We start from the raw sequence: 17,117 nt of genomic DNA on the forward strand, positions 1-17,117 counted from the left end.
AGCAATGCCAAAGTAATCTGACCCGATCTTGAAGTTACACTTTGATACAGATCATACCTCTTCGGCAATTTGTTTGGTGAAAAATCTAAGCTTTATGTTGTGGAAAGCATTGCAATAATCATATCCCGCCACGTGGACAGCGCGGCGGGAAGGTCGCGACGTGGCTTACAGCTTCGCTGCAATGAGCTTGCCCAGGATGGCGATTCCTTCACGGATACGCTCGGGCGGCACCGTCACAAACGACAGGCGCAGGGTGTTGGTCTCGGGCGTATTGGCGTAGAAGGGTGCGCCGGGCACGAAGGCCACCTTGTTGGCGATCGCTTCGTCGAGCAGTGCCATCGCATCAATGTGTTTCGGCAAGGTGACCCAGATAAACATGCCGCCTTCGGGGCGGGTCCACGTTACGCCGGCCGGGAAGTGCTCTTGCAGCGCGTGCAACATGGCCTGGCACTGGTCGCCATATAGTGTCCGGATCTTCGGAATATGCTGCTCCAGGAAGCCGTCCCTGATCACTTCATGCACCACCATCTGCGTCAGCTGCGAGGTGTGCAGGTCGGCTGCCTGCTTGGCCAGTTCCAGGCGGCGCACCAGGGGCGGCGGCGCCACCACATAGCCCAGGCGGATGCCCGGCGTGAGCACTTTCGAGAACGAACCCATGTAGATGACGCCGTGCGGGTTCATGTTCAACATTTTCGGATACGGCTCGCCGCTGTAGCTGAGCGCCCCGTACGGATCGTCTTCGATCAGCGGCAGGCCGTGGCGGGCGCAGGTTTCCACCAGTTCCACGCGGCGCGCCACGGACAGGCTGCGCCCGGTCGGATTCTGGAAGTTCGGCAGCGCATACAGCAAGCGTGCGCCGTCGGCGACCGGATCGACCGAAGACGGCACCAGGCCTTCGTCATCGGTGTCGACCGACATGAATTGCGGGCGGTACACGGAAAACGCCTGCAGCGCGCCCAGATAACTGGGGGTTTCAACCAGCACGCGGCTGCCTTCGTCGATCAGGACCTTGCCCAGCAAGTCCAGTGCCTGTTGCGAGCCTGACGTCATGAGGACCTGTTCCGGCGCGATGCTGCTGCCGCCGGTGGACAGGGAATCGGCGATCCACTGGCGCAGCGGCAGGTAGCCGTCGGTCGGGCCGTATTGCAGTGCCACCTTGCCGTTGTTCGACAGCACCTTGTCGAAGGCCACTTTCATTTCATCAACCGGGAAGGTGGCTGGTGAGGGCAGGCCGCCGGCAAACGAAATGATCTCGGGGCGCTGCGTGATCTTCAGAATCTCGCGGATGAAGGAGCTTTGCAACTGCGCGGCACGTTCGGCAAAACGCCACTGTATCGTATTTGAATTGTCAATTTTCATGCGGGATCTCATAAAGAAAGTGCCGTGCAACAGGCGCGGCCTGGGTAAAGACGCTTGTGGCGGCTTGAAAAAAGCGGCACCGGATAAGCGCCGCCCTGAATCGTGTCAGCAGGCATTGTACGACGGGTCTGCCGTCGTGCCCAGCGCAGCCTTTTCGTACTTGTAATACTGCTCATCGTCGGCGATACCCGGGCCTTTCACGTGGGAGAAGTCCTACATGAACAGAGCAGGAACGGAGGGCAGAAAAGGCAGCGCCAAGTTAAAATAAAAACACGAAAATTAATAAAATATTACTTCACGGAAGCGACCCATGGTACACCCCAGTTCTCCGTTCAATTCTTTTTGGCAGGGTGGTTACGAAGGCGCGGACCATGTCAATCATGACGGACGCGCGCTGGACCTGAACCATCTTACCGGCCATCTGCAGCGTGCCGGCGAGGACTACGCGCTGCTGGGCCAGTTCGGCATTCGCACCGTGCGCGAGACCATCGGCTGGCGCCTAGCCGAGCGCGATGGCGTGTTCGATTTTTCCTTTCTCGATGCGCGTCTGCAGGCAGCACGCGAGCAGCGTCTGCAGATATGCTGGACCTTTTGCCACTATGGCTGGCCGCCGGAGGTCGATGTGTATGGCCCTGACTTCGTGCCGCGCTTTGCCCGCTTCTGCCGTGCTGCGGCACAGTACCTGGCACCGTTTGCCGGGCCTGAACCCATCTATTCTCCGATCAACGAAATCTCGTTCAGCAGTTGGGGCCTGTCGGTACATATGTTCGCCTGCCTGAACCGTTACGACGAACGTGCTGCCACCGAAGGCAAGCGCCAGTTGGTGCGCGCCACGCTGGCCGGCTGCGATGCGATATGGGAGGTGACGCCGGGTGCGCGCATGCTGCACTGCGACCCCTTGATCAATGTGATTGCACCACCTGGCCAGCCGGAATGGGCGCAGCAGGCTGCCGGCTGGCACGACGCCCAGTTCGAGGCGTGGGACATGCTGTGCGGCCGGCGCGAACCAGAACTGGGGGGGGCGGAGCGTTATCTCGACCTGGTCGGCGCCAACTACTACGACACCAACCAGTGGGAAGGCGGCACCAATGCCCGGTTGTGGTGGCACCTGGCCGATCCGCGCCGCCAGCCGCTGCACAAGCTGCTGGCCGTACTGCACCAGCGCTACCACCGTCCGCTGCTGCTGGCCGAGACCAGCCATGTCGGTAGTGGGCGTGGCGCTTGGATACGCGAGATGGCGGCCGAGGCGGCGCTGGCGCTCCAGCACGGCGCGCAGGTGCTGGGCGTGTGCCTGTATCCGATCATCGACCGTCCCGACTGGCACAACGAACATCATTGGCATCGCAGCGGTCTGTGGGACCTGGACCGAGATGGTCCAGATCCGCTGAAGCGCGTGTTGGTGGCGCCTTACGCCGCTGCCCTCAGGCAGGCGCAGCGGCTGACCGACAAGCTGCCTATCACAACAGTCAATAGCAACCTCCCGCAAGGGAAAAACAAGGAGAGCATCGTGGAAACCGTCATCGTTTTTTGTCACCTGCGCTGGGAGTTCGTCTACCAACGGCCACAGCAATTGTTGACCCGCCTAGCGCGCCATTACAAAGTCATGTTTGTGGAGGAGCCGGTGTACGATGCGGGCCTGGCCAGCATGCACAGCTATACCCCGGTGCCCAACCTGACCGTGTATCAACCGCACACGCCGATCCACGCAGCCGGTTTTCATGACGACCAGATTCCAGTCTTACAGTCGCTGCTCGACGGTCTGGTGCCCGATGGCGTCACGCCCATCGTCTGGTTCTACACGCCGATGGCGTTGCCGCTGCTGGCGCAAGTGCACCCGTCGCTGGTCGTGTACGACTGCATGGACGAATTGTCCGCGTTTAATAATCCCCCCAAGCAGCTGCTGCAGCGTGAAAGCGCTTTGCTCGGCATCGCCGACCTGGTATTTACGGGAGGCCCCAGCCTGTATGAAGCCAAGCGCACGCGCCATGCGAATGTGCATTGCTTCCCCAGCAGCGTCGACGTGATCCACTTCGAGCAGGCGCTCGACCGCACGAATGCCCATCCGCTGCAGCAAAATATCGCCCGTCCGCGCCTCGGCTTTTATGGCGTGATCGATGAGCGCTTCGACGCCGGTCTGATCGCGGCCGTGGCCGACGCGCATCCGGAATGGCAAGTGGTGCTGATCGGCCCCGTCGTCAAGATCGATCCGGCCAGCCTGCCGCAGCGCGCCAATATCCATTATCTGGGCCAGCAGGCTTACCAGGCGCTGCCGCAATTCCTGGCCGGCTGGGATGTCTGTCTGCTGCCGTTTGCACTCAATGAATCGACGCGCTTCATCAGCCCGACCAAGGTGCTCGAATATATGGCGGCCGAACTGCCGATCGTCAGTACGGCGATTACCGACGTCGAGCAGCCATATGGCGATATCGTCGCCATCGGCCACGACCAGTCGCAATTCATCGCGCATTGCGAAGCGGCGCTGGCGCAATCGTCGGCACAGGCACTCATCATGGCCGGGCGCATGCGCGACATCGTCAGCAAGACCTCGTGGGATGCCACAGCCGACACCATGTGCACGCTGATCGACAGCAGCGCGCGCGCAACGACAGCCCGCGCTGCCGTGGCCGCGCCTGCCTTGGCCGAGAACTATGGCGTGGCGGGCAAGATCAATCCACTGCGCATGCCGTCGCCTGCCACCGATATCGGCTGCCTGATTATCGGCGGCGGCCCGACCGGGTTGTCGGCTGCCTACCATGGTGATGCTGATACGGTGCTGCTGGAGCGTAATGCCAGCGTCGGCGGCTGGTGCCGTTCGATCGAAGATGCCGGATTTACGTTTGACTACGCTGGCCACATCATGTTCTCGAACGACCCGTATGTGCTCAAGCTGTACGATATTTTGCTGGGCGACAACCAGCACTGGCAGATGCGCGAAGCGTGGGTCTACAGCAAGCAGGTATTCACGCGCTATCCATTCCAGGGTGCACTGTACGGCTTGCCGCCCGACGTGATCAAGGAGTGCATCGTCGGCGCCATCGACGCCCGCTACGGCAATACGGTTACCGCCGTCAGTGATGCGGCGCCCACCTGTGCCGCCAATACGGTGGAAGACTGCTGCGCCGACGGTACAGTGGATGCGGCCAACGCCAGCGCCGTGGCGCGCCCGCAAAAGACGCAAAGCTTCGAGGACTTCATTTACAAAGTATGGGGCGCTGGCATCGCCAAGCACTTTGCGATTCCGTACAACAAGAAGATCTGGACGGTGCCGCTGGCCGAGATGGAAACCTCGTGGCTGGGCGGCCGGGTGCCGCTGCCTGACTTGGGCGAAATCATCGACGGCGCGCTGCAGCCGGTGGCCAAGCCGCAGGGACCGAACTCGCGCTTCGGCTATCCGCTCAAGGGTGGTTTCCAGGCGCTGGTGTCGGGCTTTTTGCCGCATATCCGCGGCAAGGTCGAACTGAACGCCGACGTAACGCAAGTGCTGCCGGCCAAACATATGGTGGCGCTGGCAGATGGCCGCCGCTTCAAGTACGACCAACTGATCAGCACCATGCCCTTGCCGGAGCTGGTCAAGCTGATCGGACCGGAAGCGCCGGAAGAGGTGAGGGCGGCCGCGCGCGGCCTGCGCCATATCTCGATTCGCTGCGTCAATATCGGCATCGCCCGCACTGGCGTCACCGACAAGCACTGGATCTACTATCCGGAAGACAGCATTTTCCACCGCATCTTTGTGCAGGGTAACGCCAGCCCCGAGTGCAATGCGCCGGGCGGCTTCGGCTTTACCTGCGAGATTTCCTACTCGCCATGGAAACCGCTGCCGATGGACGGCGACGCGCTGATACAGCGCTGCATCGACGATTGCATCGCGGTCGGCATGATGAAGGCCGATGACAAGGTGCTGGTCGCCAACCAGGTCGACATGCCATATGCCTATGTCGTGTACGACCATCAGCGCGCGCACAATGTGGCCACCGTGCGCGCCTGGATGGAGCGGCATGACATCGTGCTGGCCGGCCGCTACAGCGAGTGGGAATATTACAATTCGGACCATGCTTTCCTTGCGGGCAAGAAGGCGGCGGAAAAAGTGCAGGCTGCACGCGGCAGTGCCAGTGGCAGTGGCGGCATGACGCAGGTAACGGCATCGTAACCAGCCGTGAAAATGCAGCCCGGTCAAGACATTGACCGGGCTGTTTTTATTTCAGCTTGCGCCCGGCCGCCACCACGGCGATCACGGCGCAGGCAAACAGCAGGCTGTCGAGCGCCAGCGGTTCGCCAAGCAGCACGGCCGCGCCCAGCAAAGTCAGGAAAGGCTGCAGCAGCTGCGTCTGGCCCACTCTTGCCACGCCGCCCAGCGCCATGCCGCGATACCAGAAGAAAAAGCCGATAAACATGGAAAACACCGAAATATACGCGAAGCCCAGCCAGGCTTGCGTGCCGGCCTGCGCCAGCACGGCACGCTGCGGCCAGCCCAGCCACAGCACCACCGGCAGCACGACGGGGGCCGCCAGCACCAGCGCCCAGCAGATCACCTGCTGGCCCGGCATCGCTTGCGCCAGGCGGCCGCCTTCCGCATAGCCGAGCGCGGCCAGCAGCACGGCGGCGAACATCAGCCAGTCCGCCACCTGAAAGCTGCCGCCGCCCTGGCGCAGCGCGAACGCCACCACCAGCGCCGTACCCGTCACCGCCATCAGCCAGAAGCCGGCGGACGGGCGTTCCTTGCTGCGCAGCGCTGCAAACACGGCCGTGGCCAATGGCAAGATGCCGACCAGCACCGCCCCGTGGGAGGCTGGCAGGCTGCGCATGGCAAGCGAGGTCAGCCAGGGAAAGCCCACCACGCAGCCGGCCGCCACCAGCGCCAGAGGCAACCACTGCGCGCGCGTCGGCAGCGGCGCGCGGCGCCGCCACAGCCACAGCGCCGCCAGACAGGCGGCCACCAGCGCGCGGCCCAGCGCGACAAACACGGCCGGCATTTCCGCCACGGCCAGGCCTGTCATCGGCAGGGTCAGGCTGAACAGGGCGACGGCGGTCAAGCCCAGCAGCAGGCCTTTGCGGTCGTCGCCCACGCGGGGCAGGGTGGTGTTGAGGATGCTTGTCGGCGGCATGGTTTTTCCTGCTTGAAAAGTGAAAGTCAGTGCTATGCTAGGCTTGATAGCAGTACAGTACAAATACACTTTGCCGCATAATTTTCCATACTGTGATGGTTACATGAGCAATACACCGGATGCCTTTCACAATTTGCTCACGCGCGGCTCTGGCGAAACCTTGATCGACCAGATCGTGCGCTTGCTGGCCGCGCGCATCGACGACAAGCTGCTGCGCGGCGGCGCGCGCATGCCGTCGATCCGCCAGTGCGCGGCCAGCATGAACGTCTCTTGCGCTACCATCGTCGCCAGCTACGACAAGCTGGTGGCGCGCGACTATCTTGAGTCGCGGCGCGGCGCCGGCTTTTACGTGCGCGAGCGCGCGGCGCTGCATACGCCGCTGCCGCCATCAGCGCCGGCACCCGGCGCGCCCGAGCCGATGGATGTAGTCTGGCTGATCCGCAATATGTTCCGCCAGGCGCCTGCTCATCCGGCGCCCGGTTCGGGCATGCTGCCGCCGGAATGGCTGGACGGCGAACTGGTGGCGCGCGCGCTGCGTGACGTCAGCCGCCAGCCGGGTGCGGCAATGATCAGCTATGGGCTGCCGCAGGGCTTCCTGCCGCTGCGCCAGCAACTGCAGATCAAGCTGGCCGGCCTGGAAATCGCGTGCCCGCCCGAGCAGCTCGTCACTACCGTGGGCGTGATGCAGGCGCTGGACCTGGTGGCGCGCGAATTCGCCCGTCCCGGCGACACCATCTTTGTCGACGACCCGGCCTACTGGCTGATGTTTGGCGCCTTTGCCGCCATGGGCATGCAGGTGATCGGCATCCCGCGTTTGAAAGACGGCCCCGATATCGCCGTGCTCGAGCAACTGGCGGCGCTGCACCGTCCCAGGCTGTATGTGATCAATTCGGTGCTGCACAATCCCAGCTCCACCTCCTTGTCCGCCGCCAAGGCGTTCCAGGTGCTGCGCCTGGCCGAACTGCACGATTTCCTGGTGGTCGAAGACGATATCTATTGCGACATGCAGGCCGCTGCGGCCACGCGCCTGGCCGCGCTGGACCAGTTGCGCCGCGTGATCTACCTCGGTGGTTTTTCAAAAAGCCTGGCGGCCAACCTGCGCGTGGGCTTTATCGCTACCTCGCCAGAGCGCGCGCAGCGCCTGGCCGACCGCAAGATGCTGGCAACACTCACCACCAGCGATATCGGCGAGCGCGTGGTCTACAAGATTTTGTCGCAGGGCCTGTACCGCAAGCATGCCGAACGGCTGCGCGCACGGCTCGACAAGGTGCGCGACAGCACGTATCGCCGCATGGAGCGTGCCGGCTTGCACTTCGAGCCGGCGCAAGCGGGCATGTTCGTCTGGGCCGATGCGGGCCGCGACACCAATATGCTGGCCGAACAGGCGCTGGCCGAAGGCCTGGTGCTGGGTCCCGGCAGCCTGTTTTCGCCGCGCCAGTTGCCGTCGACCCATATGCGCCTGAACTTGGCGACGGTGCAGCAAGAGCGAGTGTGGGATTTTTTTGATCGCACGCTTGGGGCCTGAAGCGCAAAAAATTTGCATGTTGGCATCTTGAAATCGCCGGCAACATCTCCAAGTAGGCCGCACTCGTCCCATTCACAAGACTATGAGGTAAACATGGCTGTCTCCGAAAAGCAAACACTGGGTTTCCAGACCGAAGTCAAGCAGATGCTGCATCTGATGATCCATTCGCTGTATTCGAACAAGGAAATCTTCCTGCGCGAACTGATCTCGAACGCCTCCGACGCGGCCGACAAGCTGCGCTTCGAAGCGATCGACAATGACGCCCTCTATGGCAACGATCACGAGCTGAAAATCAAGGTCAGCTTCGACAAGCAGGCGCGCACCATCACCATTTCCGACAACGGCATCGGCATGACCCGTGACGAGGCGATCTCGCACCTGGGCACCATCGCCAAGTCGGGCACCAAGGAATTCTTCGGCAAATTGTCGGGCGACCAGCAGCAGGATGCGGCCCTGATCGGCCAGTTCGGCGTGGGCTTCTATTCGGGCTTTATCGTGGCCGACAAGATCACTGTCGAAACCCGCCGCGCCGGCGCGGACGCAGCGCAAGGCGTGCGCTGGGAGTCGGCCGGTGAGGGCGATTACAGCATCGAGACCATCGAAAAAACCGCGCGCGGCACAGATATCATCCTGCACCTGCGCGAAGGTGAAGATGAATTGCTGTCGAGCTGGAAGATCAAATCCATCATCCGCAAGTACTCGGACCATATCTCGCTGCCGATCGTGATGCAGAAAGAAGAGTGGGACGACGAGAAGAAGGAAACCGTCGTCAAGGACGATCTCGAGACCGTCAACCAGGCCAGCGCCCTGTGGGCCCGCAGCAAGGCCGAGATCACGCCGGAGCAGTATGACGAGTTCTACAAGCATGTCTCGCACGATTTCCAGGCGCCACTGACGCACACGCACAACCGCGTGGAAGGGCGCAGCGAATACACGCAACTGCTGTACATCCCGGCCAAGGCGCCGTTCGACATGTGGGACCGCAACAAGCGCGGCGGCATCAAGCTGTACGTCAAGCGCGTCTTCATCATGGACGACGCCGAGCAACTGATGCCGACCTACCTGCGTTTTGTCAAAGGCGTGATCGATTCGTCCGACCTGCCGCTGAACGTGTCGCGTGAAATCCTGCAGGAGTCGCGCGACGTGAAGGTCATCCGCGAAGGCTCGACCAAGCGCGTGCTGGGCATGCTGGAAGAACTGGCGAATGCCGACGAGCAGGAAAAGAAAGACAAGTACGCCACGTTCTGGAAGGAATTCGGCCAGGTGCTGAAAGAGGGCATCGGCGAAGACGCGGCCAACAAGGAACGCCTGGCCAAGCTGCTGCGTTTCGCCTCGACCACCAACGACAGCGACGAGCAGATCACCGCATTTGCCGATTACGTGGCGCGCATGAAGGAAGGCCAGGACAAGATCTATTATGTCACGGCCGACAATTACGCCGCCGCGAAAAACAGCCCGCACCTGGAAATCTTCCGCAAGAAGGGTGTCGAAGTGCTGCTGCTGACCGACCGCGTCGATGAATGGATGCTGTCGTTTATCCAGGACTTCGAAGGCAAGGAACTGGTCTCTGTCGCCAAGGGCGGCCTGGACCTGGGCGCGCTGGAAGACGAAGCGGAAAAGAAAGAGCACGAAGAAACCGAAACCTCGTACGCCGAGCTGGTCGGCAAGATGAAGACCGCCTTGAGCGACAAGGCCAAGGACGTGCGCGTGACGTTCCGCCTGACCGATTCGCCGGCATGCCTGGTGGCCGACGAGAATGAACTGTCGGGCAACCTGCTGCGCATGCTGAAAGCGGCCGGCCAGAGCGCGCCGGAATCGAAGCCTATCCTGGAGATCAACCCGAACCACCCGCTGGTGACGCGCCTCAAATATGAAGACGCGGAAGGCGGCAAGTTCGGCGACTGGGCCAATATCCTGTTCGACCAGGCCTTGCTGGCCGAAGGCGGTTCGCTGGCCGATCCGGCCAGTTTCGTGAAACGCCTGAACGAATTGCTGCTCAATTCGGCGAAATAAGCACGCGCCGCACCGAGGCGGCGGATGGAATGAAGCCGGTCCTTTCCCATGAAAGGGCCGGCTTTTTTCACCTGGCGCGCCTGTCAGCCAGACAATGCCGGTTTGCTCACCATCAGCGCGCAGATGACCAGGAACACCATCACCTTGATCAGCAGCCAGGTCTTCAGCCTGGCCTCTGGCAGCCCCATGTCATTTTCAAGCTTGCTCTCCTCGCGGTCGGCCCAGAGATGGTCGATGGCTTGCGCGCCGATAAACAGCGCCAGCGACAGCCGCATCCAGCCGGTCTGCAGCCAGGCCCATTGCTGCTGGTACAGCAGTATCATGCCGGCCAGCAGCAAGATCCATCCGGCGATGCCGATCTGCTGGTGCAACAGGTGCAAGGTGGCGCGGCCGGCATGATTGCGCAGGAGGTGCAGCAGGCGTGGCGCCAGCAACAGGGGGCCGACAAAGGCGATGGCGGCGACAAGGTGCAGTATCAACAGCAATTGGTAGGTATTCATGGCTCTCTCATGGTGGCGGGGCGCTTGCCCCGGGAAGGTTTAGAATACGGGCAGACATCCACATTCACTACTCGCATTCATGGCCCATCCCGTCGTCGCCGCAGCCCACGAAGAACCGCGCAAGCGCCCGTCGCAGGCCAGGTCGATTGCCGCCGTCGCGGCGATGGTGGAGGCAGCGGCTCGCATTGTCGAGACACGGGGCTGGGCGGCGCTGACCACCAACCATGTGGCCGAGCGCGCCGGCTTCAGCATTGGCTCCCTGTATCAGTACTTCCCGTCGAAACAGGCGCTGCTGGCCGAACTGCTGCGCCGCGAGCGTGCGCAGCTCTTGCATGAGGTGCGGTGCGCCAGCGAGACAGAACCCGACCTGGCATTGGCGGTCAAGCAGTGCATAGCCGCAGCGTTGCGGCACCAGTTCGGCCGGCCGGCACTGGCGCTGGCGCTGGAGTATCTGCCGTCATCGCAGGGCATGCACGAGGAAGATGATGTTCTGCGGCAGGCACTGTGCGGCCAGCTGGCGACCATGCTGGCGCGCCATGGCGTGCCTGGCAGCGTGACGGCAGCTGCCGACATGGTCGCGCTGTGCCGGGGCATCATCGATGCTGCTGCGCTGCGCGGCGAAACCGACACGGCGGCGCTAGTGCCACGTTTGTGGCGCCCCGTCCAGGCACTCCTTCGCACCGCCGCGTGACCGCAGTGAGGCATTGCTTGCCAGTCTGCCGTGTCTCTGCTTGCCGCTGCCATGCTAGAATCGCCGACGTGCCAAGCGTGGCCGCATTCACGGGTAGACCCTGGGCAGACAGAATCATGAACATTTTATCGACTTATCGCCGCCTGGCCGGCATGCTGTTATGGGCCGCTTGCGCGGTCATGCCGGCGCTTGCGACGGCCAAAGCTGCACCACCGGCCAAGCCGCCGGCGGTGCAGCTGATCGTGCTGCCGGCCGGTCCCTTGCCGCGCCTGAGCGAAGAGCCGCAGGTGCGCGCCGCGCTGTTCGAATTTTTCGGCTATGCGCGCGGCAGCTATACCGATGACGATGCGCTGCTGCTTGAACAGGCGGTGGAAGCGATCAGCGAGCGGCGCGACGCCACCCGCACGGTGTTGCCGGACGGACGCCAGTTGCTGGCCTCCATGAACGACCGCAAGCAGGGCCGCGAGCGGGGCGCAATGCTGCTCGACAGGCGCGGCGCCCTGATCGCTTTTGGCCTGGTCAACGGCCATTGCCGCCTGCAGGGCCAGCCGCTGGCCAAGGTCTGCAAGCCCGATCCGCAAGCCGTGCTGACGGTATTTCACCGCAAGGGCATGCTGGTCGACGAGGCAGCCCCGCTGCTGGCCTGGGCCAGGCAACTGCCGCCGATGCTGGCGCTGATCGCTGCCGATGACGAAGCTGGCGGCGACGGCCAAAAAATCGCCACGGTGGAATACGTGCTGGCGCAGCCGATGCTGCCGGGCTGGAACCGCTCGCAGCTGCCGTCCGGCTTTCCATCGGCCTTGCTGCCGCTGTTGCCCGATAAATCGACGGTGCTCACGTCGGCCGGTGGCGGCGTGTTTTCCTATCCCTTGTTGCTGAAGGGGAAAAAACAGAACAATGTGCTCGACGAAGCGGAAGGCAGGCCACCGCGCGACCTGGAAGTGGCGCTGCGCAGCTATGACAGCTTCGACAGCGTGGTCGAGCAGTACCGCAAGACCATCAAGGGTGCCAGATTGCAGCGCAACGAGCGCACCGCCTACCTGCACGGCGACCTGGGGCAGGGCAGCTACCGCGTGTATATCCGCAATACGGGGTATGACGGCGTGATGATCGACGTCGCGCTGTGGCAGAAAAAGCTGGTGGCGGGGCAGTAGCTCAGAACGGCAGTCGTTCGCTGGTGTAGCCTGCTTGCGCCAGCTGCGCCGCAATTTCTTCATCGCGTTTTATTTTGCCCGTTCTGAAGCGCATATGGGTCAATGATGCAGGCAAACCTTGGGCCCGCAGCGCATCGATATCGAGGCCGGTTTCCGACACGATCAGTTGGCGCAGCGTCCGCAGAGTGCTCAAGCCGGTCAGCTGCACCAGGCCCTTGCATGTCAGCAGGTGCAGCTGTTCCAGCAGCCCGTTGCCAGCCACGTTCAGCTGCGCCAGTTTGATCTGGTCCTCCACCCACAGCTGGCGCAACAGGGGAAAGCGGCCCAGGTCGCCCAGCTCTGCCATGCCACGTACCCGTATCACTTCCAGACTGCTCAATTTTGGCGCGTCGATCTCGCTGATCGACTCGCGTCCACCGAGCTGCAGGCGCAACTGCTCCAGCCTGGCGATGCCCGACATGAAGTCGAGTGCCACCTTGTTTTTCATCCGGTACAGCGACAATTGCGTCAGAGCCGGCAGGCTGGCCAGCATTTCGATCCGCGTCGCATGGCCTTCAATGGAAAGCGAGGACAGTTGCGTGTAATGGCGCAGCGGCGCCAGGTCGATATTGTTTTTGGCGCTCTCGCCCAGTTGCAGGTATTCCAGGCCATGCAGGTTTTCCAACTGCAGGATATCTGTTTGAGCCAGCGCGTGGACGCCCAGGCTCAGGCGCTTGAGATGGTGCAGTTCGCCCAGCGTCTCCAGGTGCAGGGCATTGCGGTGGCAGTCGATCGACAGGCTGGCCACATGCGGCAGCGCGCGCAAAATGCGTGCATCGAAGACCCTGGGGTCATAGCCGTAGATGCGGACGGTCAGCGCCGCGCCATGGCTGGCGGCAAGCGCATCGAGTTCAGGCAGCAGCGGTGCCGGTTCACCCAGGGTATCGAACTGCACCAGCACTTGCCGGCCGGCGACAATCGCCGCTCCGATGGCGCCAGCGTCGAGCTGTCGCGGATTTTGTATCGTCAGCGTGGTCTTTTCCATCATGATTGTCCAAACACGAAAACTATCTTCGGGATCGGGGCGCCTTGCGGCCCCGGCCAGGTTTTGCCGGTCAGAGCTCGGTGCGCAGCGCGAACAGTTCCGGAAACAGCACCACGTCGAGCATTTTGCGCAGGTAGCTCACGCCGGCCGTGCCGCCGGTGCCGGTCTTGAAGCCGATAATGCGCTCGACGGTGGTGACATGGCGGAAGCGCCAGAAGCGGAACGCGGTTTCCAGGTCGACCAGCTTTTCGGCCAGCTCGTACAGGGCCCAGTACTTCGACGGCTCACGGTACACCGCCAGCCACGCCGCTTTCACGGAGTCGTCGCTGGCGGTGGGCAAGGTCCAGTCGGCGTTCAGGCGGGACTCCGAAATCGGCAGGCCATGGCGCGCCAGCAGCTTGACCGACTCGTCGTAGACGGAGGGCGCACGCAGCGCGGCGTCCAGCACGGCGTACGGTTCGGGCGCGGTGGTATGCACGTTCAGCAGCGCCGCGTTCTTGTTGCCGAGGATGAATTCGATCTCGCGGTACTGGTAGGACTGGAAGCCCGACGAGGCGCCCAGATAGGGCCGGATGGCCGTGTATTCGGGCGGCGTCATGGTCGCCAGCACATCCCAGGCGTGCACCAGTTGATCCATGATGCGCGCCACCCTGGCCAGCATTTTGAAAGCGGGTGGCAGGTCGCCGCTTTGCAGGTTGGCACGCACGGCGTGCATTTCGTGCAGCATCAGCTTCATCCACAGTTCGCTGGTCTGGTGCTGGACGATGAACAGCATCTCGTTGTGGTTGGGCGACAGCGGATGCTGGGCCGTCAGGATGCGGTCCAGCGCCAGGTAGTCGCCATAGCTCATCGACTCGCTGAAATCCATCTGCGCGCCGTGCCATTGGCTGTCGCCGGCCTGGGCGTGCATCGGGCAGCCGCTGCTTGCTGGTTGGTCATTCATGTGCTGGTCTCGGTTTGCAAAAATCAGGTTACCGCATCGCGGCGGGCATCGACATCGTAGGCTTGCGTATCGAGGATCTCGCGCAGGATCTCGACCGCATCCCACACCTCGGCAAAGCTGGTGTACAGCGGCGTAAAGCCGAAGCGCATGATGGCCGGCTCACGGTAGTCGCCGATCACGCCGCGCGCGATCAGGGCCTGCATCACGGCATAGCCATGCGGGTGCGTGAAGCTGGCCTGGCTGCCGCGCCGCGCATGCTCGCGCGGCGTCACCAGGCCCAGCGGATGGCTGGCGCAGCGCTGCTCCACCAGCGCGATAAACAGGTCGGTCAGCGCCAGCGACTTGGCGCGGATGGCGGCCATGGAGGTTTGTGCAAAGATGTCGAGACCGCATTCGACCAGCGCCAGCGAGACGATGGGCTGGGTGCCGCACAGCGCGCGCGCGATGCCGTCGGCCGGCACAAAGGTCGGGGCCATGGCAAATGGTGCGCCGTGGCCCCACCAGCCGGACAGTGGCTGGCGGAAGGCCGCCTGGTGCCTTTTCGGCACCCAGATAAAGGCCGGCGCGCCGGGGCCGCCGTTCAGGTATTTGTAGGTGCAGCCGACGGCCAGGTCGGCGCCATCGGCGTTCAGGTCCAGTGGCACGGCGCCGGCCGAGTGGGCCAGGTCCCACAGCGCCAGCGTGCCCTGCGCATGGCAGTGGGCGCTGACGGCTGCCATGTCGTGCTGGTAGCCGCTGCGGTAGTTCACATGGGTCAGCATGGCGCATGCGCAGTCGCCATCGATCGCCTGCGCCAGTTCGGCCGGGTCGTCGACCAGCCGCAGCGCATAGCCGCGATCGAGCCAGGCCGCCAGGCCTTGCGCCATATACAGGTCGGTCGGGAAATTGCTGCGTTCGCTGACGATAATGCGGCGTGCGGCGCAGGCAGGGTCTGGGTCCGACGCCTGCATCTGCAGCGCGGCGGCCAGCGCCTTGAACAGGTTGACCGAGGTCGTGTCGGTAATGACCACCTCGCCATCAACTGCGCCCAGCAGCGGCGCCAAACGGTTGCCCAGGCGTTGCGGCAGGTCGAACCAGCCGTTGCTGTTCCAGCTGCGGATCAGGTCCACACCCCATTCGGCTTCGATCACCTGCCGCGCCCTGGCCAAGGCCGCTTTCGGACGGGCGCCGAGCGAGTTGCCGTCGAGGTAAATCACGCCTGCCGGCAGCTCGAACTGGGCGCGCAGCGGCGCCAGCGCGTCGTCGTGGTCGAGTGCAATGCAATCTTGTCGGGAAATCATGGTTGCTTTCATGTCGATACTTGTCTTGGTTGCATGTGATCGGCTCGGCAAAACGTACCGAACGGGAACGGCAGTGTAGCAAGTCTTGGCTGCCATGCACTATTTTCCTGCCTGAAACCAGCATCAAAAGAACGGTTTCCCCGGGCATGCCGAAGAAATTTCGCTTTTTTTCAAAATATTTTCAAAAGGCCCTAAAGTTTCCATGGCAAGCGTCGTAAAAGAATACAGAAGAAGAGGTAAAAAATTTTTTCAGGATTTTTAAAAAAAGTCCTCAAGTTCTCGGCGCCGCTGCCGTTACAAGCAGTATGGACGTTTTGATACAAGTCAAGCCGTTGTAAAAAAGCGATAGTCGTTTCCTTGCAGAAAGTCATCACACTTGATTGTTGAGCGCTCTTTTTTACACGCTTTTACAGGCGTGCCGGCATGATCGTACCGTGTTTGTAAGACAAACACCTACGGTCTCATCCTCTATTGTCCGGCCAAAAATACAGCGCCGCACCTCTATGCCGTTTTCTGTTGCTCCCTCAGAATGTATCTCACTGGAAACACGAAGTGCTCCAGTTGAAGAATTTAACGGATTGAGGAGATGGAAATGACTGCTAACGACATGATGGCTGAGATTCGCGATGCTAACCTGAGCTACTTGATGCTGGCCCAGCAGATGATCCGCGCCGACAAGGTCACGGCCATCTTCCGTCTTGGTGTGTCGGCGGAAATCGCTGAGCTGATCGAAGGCATGAGCAATGCCCAGATCCTGAAACTGGCTGGCGGCAACATGATGCTGGCGCGCTTCCGCTTCGATGACGGCGCCATCCTGGGCATGTTGACCAACTATAATAAAGACCGCTCGCTGGCCCAGTCGCACGCTGCCATCCTGATGGCCGGGCAGGGTGTTGAAGAAATCGTGTAAACTGTACCCGGAGTCAATCAGACGGGAGCAGTAGCATGGCCAAGAAAAGTGTCGTCTCGGAAGCACAGGAAATACGGCTTGCGATCGAGTTGATACAACTGGGCGCCCGCCTGCAGTTGCTGGAAACCGAAGTATCGCTGTCGCGCGAACGCCTGCTGAACCTGTACAAGGAGTTGAAAGGGGTATCGCCACCGAAAGGCATGCTGCCATTCTCGACCGACTGGTTTATCACCTGGCAGCCGAACATCCACTCCTCGCTGTTCATCAATATCCACCACTTCCTCGTGGAACACGCCGGCGCCACCGGCATCGAAGCCGTCATGAAGGCTTACAAGCTCTACCTCGAACAAATGCCGCCCGAACCGGGCGAAGAGCCGTTGCTGTCGCTGACGCGCGCCTGGACACTGGTGCGTTTTTTCAGCAGCAAGATGCTGGCCATGGCCACCTGCGGCAAGTGCGGCGGCAAGTTCGTCGTCAACTGCCTCGACCTGAACGCCGACTATGTGTGCGGCCTGTGCCATATGCCTTCGCGCGCCGGCAAGACCAAGAAGGCGCGCGACGAAGCGATTGCGGCGCCGCCCGGTAATGCCGGCTGAGGCTGTCGTGTCAGACAAAG

At 62.2% G+C, this 17,117-nt stretch carries 13 protein-coding genes; 7 read left to right on the top strand and 6 right to left on the bottom strand.

Translation table 11 applies throughout. The features are described 5' to 3' along the window. Window positions 1-165: 165 nt before the first annotated feature. Window positions 166-1,359 (bottom strand): aminotransferase-like domain-containing protein, encoded by a 1,194-nt coding sequence (locus ACQ4WM_RS16945; RefSeq protein WP_436547841.1) that lies wholly within the window; start codon window positions 1,357-1,359, stop codon window positions 166-168. 310 nt (window positions 1,360-1,669) lie between these two features. Between ACQ4WM_RS16945 and ACQ4WM_RS16950 the strand changes: the two genes are divergently transcribed. Beyond that, entirely contained in the window at window positions 1,670-5,506 is a 3,837-nt protein-coding gene (locus tag ACQ4WM_RS16950; protein WP_436547842.1) for an FAD-dependent oxidoreductase, read from the top strand. A 46-nt stretch (window positions 5,507-5,552) separates the two neighbouring features. On the opposite strand, the gene ACQ4WM_RS16955 is transcribed toward ACQ4WM_RS16950, so the two are convergent. Then, the gene (locus tag ACQ4WM_RS16955; protein ID WP_436547843.1) at window positions 5,553-6,461 is read right to left on the bottom strand and encodes a DMT family transporter; all 909 of its coding nucleotides are present in this window, start codon (window positions 6,459-6,461) and stop codon (window positions 5,553-5,555) included. A gap of 103 nt (window positions 6,462-6,564) precedes the next feature. On the opposite strand from ACQ4WM_RS16955, the gene ACQ4WM_RS16960 reads away from it, so the two are divergent. Both ACQ4WM_RS16960 and htpG read left to right on the top strand, forming a co-directional pair. Further along, a complete protein-coding gene (locus ACQ4WM_RS16960; protein ID WP_436547844.1) occupies window positions 6,565-7,986 on the top strand; it encodes an aminotransferase-like domain-containing protein in 1,422 nt (473 codons plus the stop codon). Between the two features lie 93 nt (window positions 7,987-8,079). Then, on the top strand, window positions 8,080-9,999 hold the full coding sequence (gene htpG / locus ACQ4WM_RS16965) for a molecular chaperone HtpG (RefSeq protein ID WP_436547845.1): 1,920 nt from the start codon (window positions 8,080-8,082) through the stop codon (window positions 9,997-9,999). Window positions 10,000-10,082: 83 nt separating this feature from the next. Here htpG and ACQ4WM_RS16970 read toward each other — a convergent pair whose 3' ends face one another. After that, complete coding sequence (locus ACQ4WM_RS16970; RefSeq protein ID WP_436547846.1) at window positions 10,083-10,499, bottom strand: hypothetical protein; 417 nt, start codon at window positions 10,497-10,499, stop codon at window positions 10,083-10,085. Window positions 10,500-10,578: 79 nt separating this feature from the next. Between ACQ4WM_RS16970 and ACQ4WM_RS16975 the strand changes: the two genes are divergently transcribed. Beyond that, complete coding sequence (locus ACQ4WM_RS16975; RefSeq protein ID WP_436547847.1) at window positions 10,579-11,190, top strand: TetR/AcrR family transcriptional regulator; 612 nt, start codon at window positions 10,579-10,581, stop codon at window positions 11,188-11,190. Between the two features lie 116 nt (window positions 11,191-11,306). Then, window positions 11,307-12,344: a hypothetical protein gene (locus tag ACQ4WM_RS16980; RefSeq protein ID WP_436547848.1), complete on the top strand. Its 1,038-nt coding sequence runs from the start codon at window positions 11,307-11,309 to the stop codon at window positions 12,342-12,344. Window position 12,345: 1 nt separating this feature from the next. Here the strand turns inward: ACQ4WM_RS16980 and ACQ4WM_RS16985 are convergent, their stop codons facing one another. From ACQ4WM_RS16985 to kynU, 3 genes are all read right to left on the bottom strand, one after another. Next, window positions 12,346-13,371, bottom strand: a complete 1,026-nt coding sequence (locus ACQ4WM_RS16985) for a leucine-rich repeat domain-containing protein (protein ID WP_436547849.1) — start codon at window positions 13,369-13,371, stop codon at window positions 12,346-12,348. Between the two features lie 67 nt (window positions 13,372-13,438). After that, window positions 13,439-14,311 (bottom strand): tryptophan 2,3-dioxygenase, encoded by an 873-nt coding sequence (kynA, locus tag ACQ4WM_RS16990; RefSeq protein ID WP_436547850.1) that lies wholly within the window; start codon window positions 14,309-14,311, stop codon window positions 13,439-13,441. A 23-nt stretch (window positions 14,312-14,334) separates the two neighbouring features. After that, on the bottom strand, window positions 14,335-15,591 hold the full coding sequence (gene kynU / locus ACQ4WM_RS16995; protein WP_436547851.1) for a kynureninase: 1,257 nt from the start codon (window positions 15,589-15,591) through the stop codon (window positions 14,335-14,337). Between the two features lie 592 nt (window positions 15,592-16,183). On the opposite strand from kynU, the gene flhD reads away from it, so the two are divergent. Continuing rightward, the gene (gene flhD / locus ACQ4WM_RS17000; RefSeq protein WP_436547852.1) at window positions 16,184-16,501 is read left to right on the top strand and encodes a flagellar transcriptional regulator FlhD; all 318 of its coding nucleotides are present in this window, start codon (window positions 16,184-16,186) and stop codon (window positions 16,499-16,501) included. A 35-nt stretch (window positions 16,502-16,536) separates the two neighbouring features. Beyond that, window positions 16,537-17,097 carry a flagellar transcriptional regulator FlhC gene (gene flhC, locus ACQ4WM_RS17005; protein ID WP_436547853.1) on the top strand — a complete coding sequence of 187 codons (561 nt, stop codon included), beginning with the start codon at window positions 16,537-16,539 and terminating at the stop codon, window positions 17,095-17,097. The last annotated feature ends 20 nt before the right edge of the window (window positions 17,098-17,117 follow it).

Source organism: Janthinobacterium longum (assembly GCF_051380735.1).
Classification (GTDB): domain Bacteria; phylum Pseudomonadota; class Gammaproteobacteria; order Burkholderiales; family Burkholderiaceae_D; genus Janthinobacterium.

What these genes read in the sequence shown, in the direction of transcription:
- kynA (WP_436547850.1), bottom strand. Translation starts at nt 14,311, where the DNA reads ATGAATGACCAACCAGCAAGCAGCGGCTGCCCGATGCACGCCCAGGCC.
- ACQ4WM_RS16975 (WP_436547847.1), top strand. Translation starts at nt 10,579, where the DNA reads ATGGCCCATCCCGTCGTCGCCGCAGCCCACGAAGAACCGCGCAAGCGC.
- htpG (WP_436547845.1), top strand. Translation starts at nt 8,080, where the DNA reads ATGGCTGTCTCCGAAAAGCAAACACTGGGTTTCCAGACCGAAGTCAAG.
- ACQ4WM_RS16980 (WP_436547848.1), top strand. Translation starts at nt 11,307, where the DNA reads ATGAACATTTTATCGACTTATCGCCGCCTGGCCGGCATGCTGTTATGG.
- ACQ4WM_RS16945 (WP_436547841.1), bottom strand. Translation starts at nt 1,359, where the DNA reads ATGAAAATTGACAATTCAAATACGATACAGTGGCGTTTTGCCGAACGT.
- ACQ4WM_RS16950 (WP_436547842.1), top strand. Translation starts at nt 1,670, where the DNA reads ATGGTACACCCCAGTTCTCCGTTCAATTCTTTTTGGCAGGGTGGTTAC.
- flhD (WP_436547852.1), top strand. Translation starts at nt 16,184, where the DNA reads ATGACTGCTAACGACATGATGGCTGAGATTCGCGATGCTAACCTGAGC.
- ACQ4WM_RS16960 (WP_436547844.1), top strand. Translation starts at nt 6,565, where the DNA reads ATGAGCAATACACCGGATGCCTTTCACAATTTGCTCACGCGCGGCTCT.
- ACQ4WM_RS16970 (WP_436547846.1), bottom strand. Translation starts at nt 10,499, where the DNA reads ATGAATACCTACCAATTGCTGTTGATACTGCACCTTGTCGCCGCCATC.
- ACQ4WM_RS16955 (WP_436547843.1), bottom strand. Translation starts at nt 6,461, where the DNA reads ATGCCGCCGACAAGCATCCTCAACACCACCCTGCCCCGCGTGGGCGAC.
- ACQ4WM_RS16985 (WP_436547849.1), bottom strand. Translation starts at nt 13,371, where the DNA reads ATGATGGAAAAGACCACGCTGACGATACAAAATCCGCGACAGCTCGAC.
- flhC (WP_436547853.1), top strand. Translation starts at nt 16,537, where the DNA reads ATGGCCAAGAAAAGTGTCGTCTCGGAAGCACAGGAAATACGGCTTGCG.
- kynU (WP_436547851.1), bottom strand. Translation starts at nt 15,591, where the DNA reads ATGATTTCCCGACAAGATTGCATTGCACTCGACCACGACGACGCGCTG.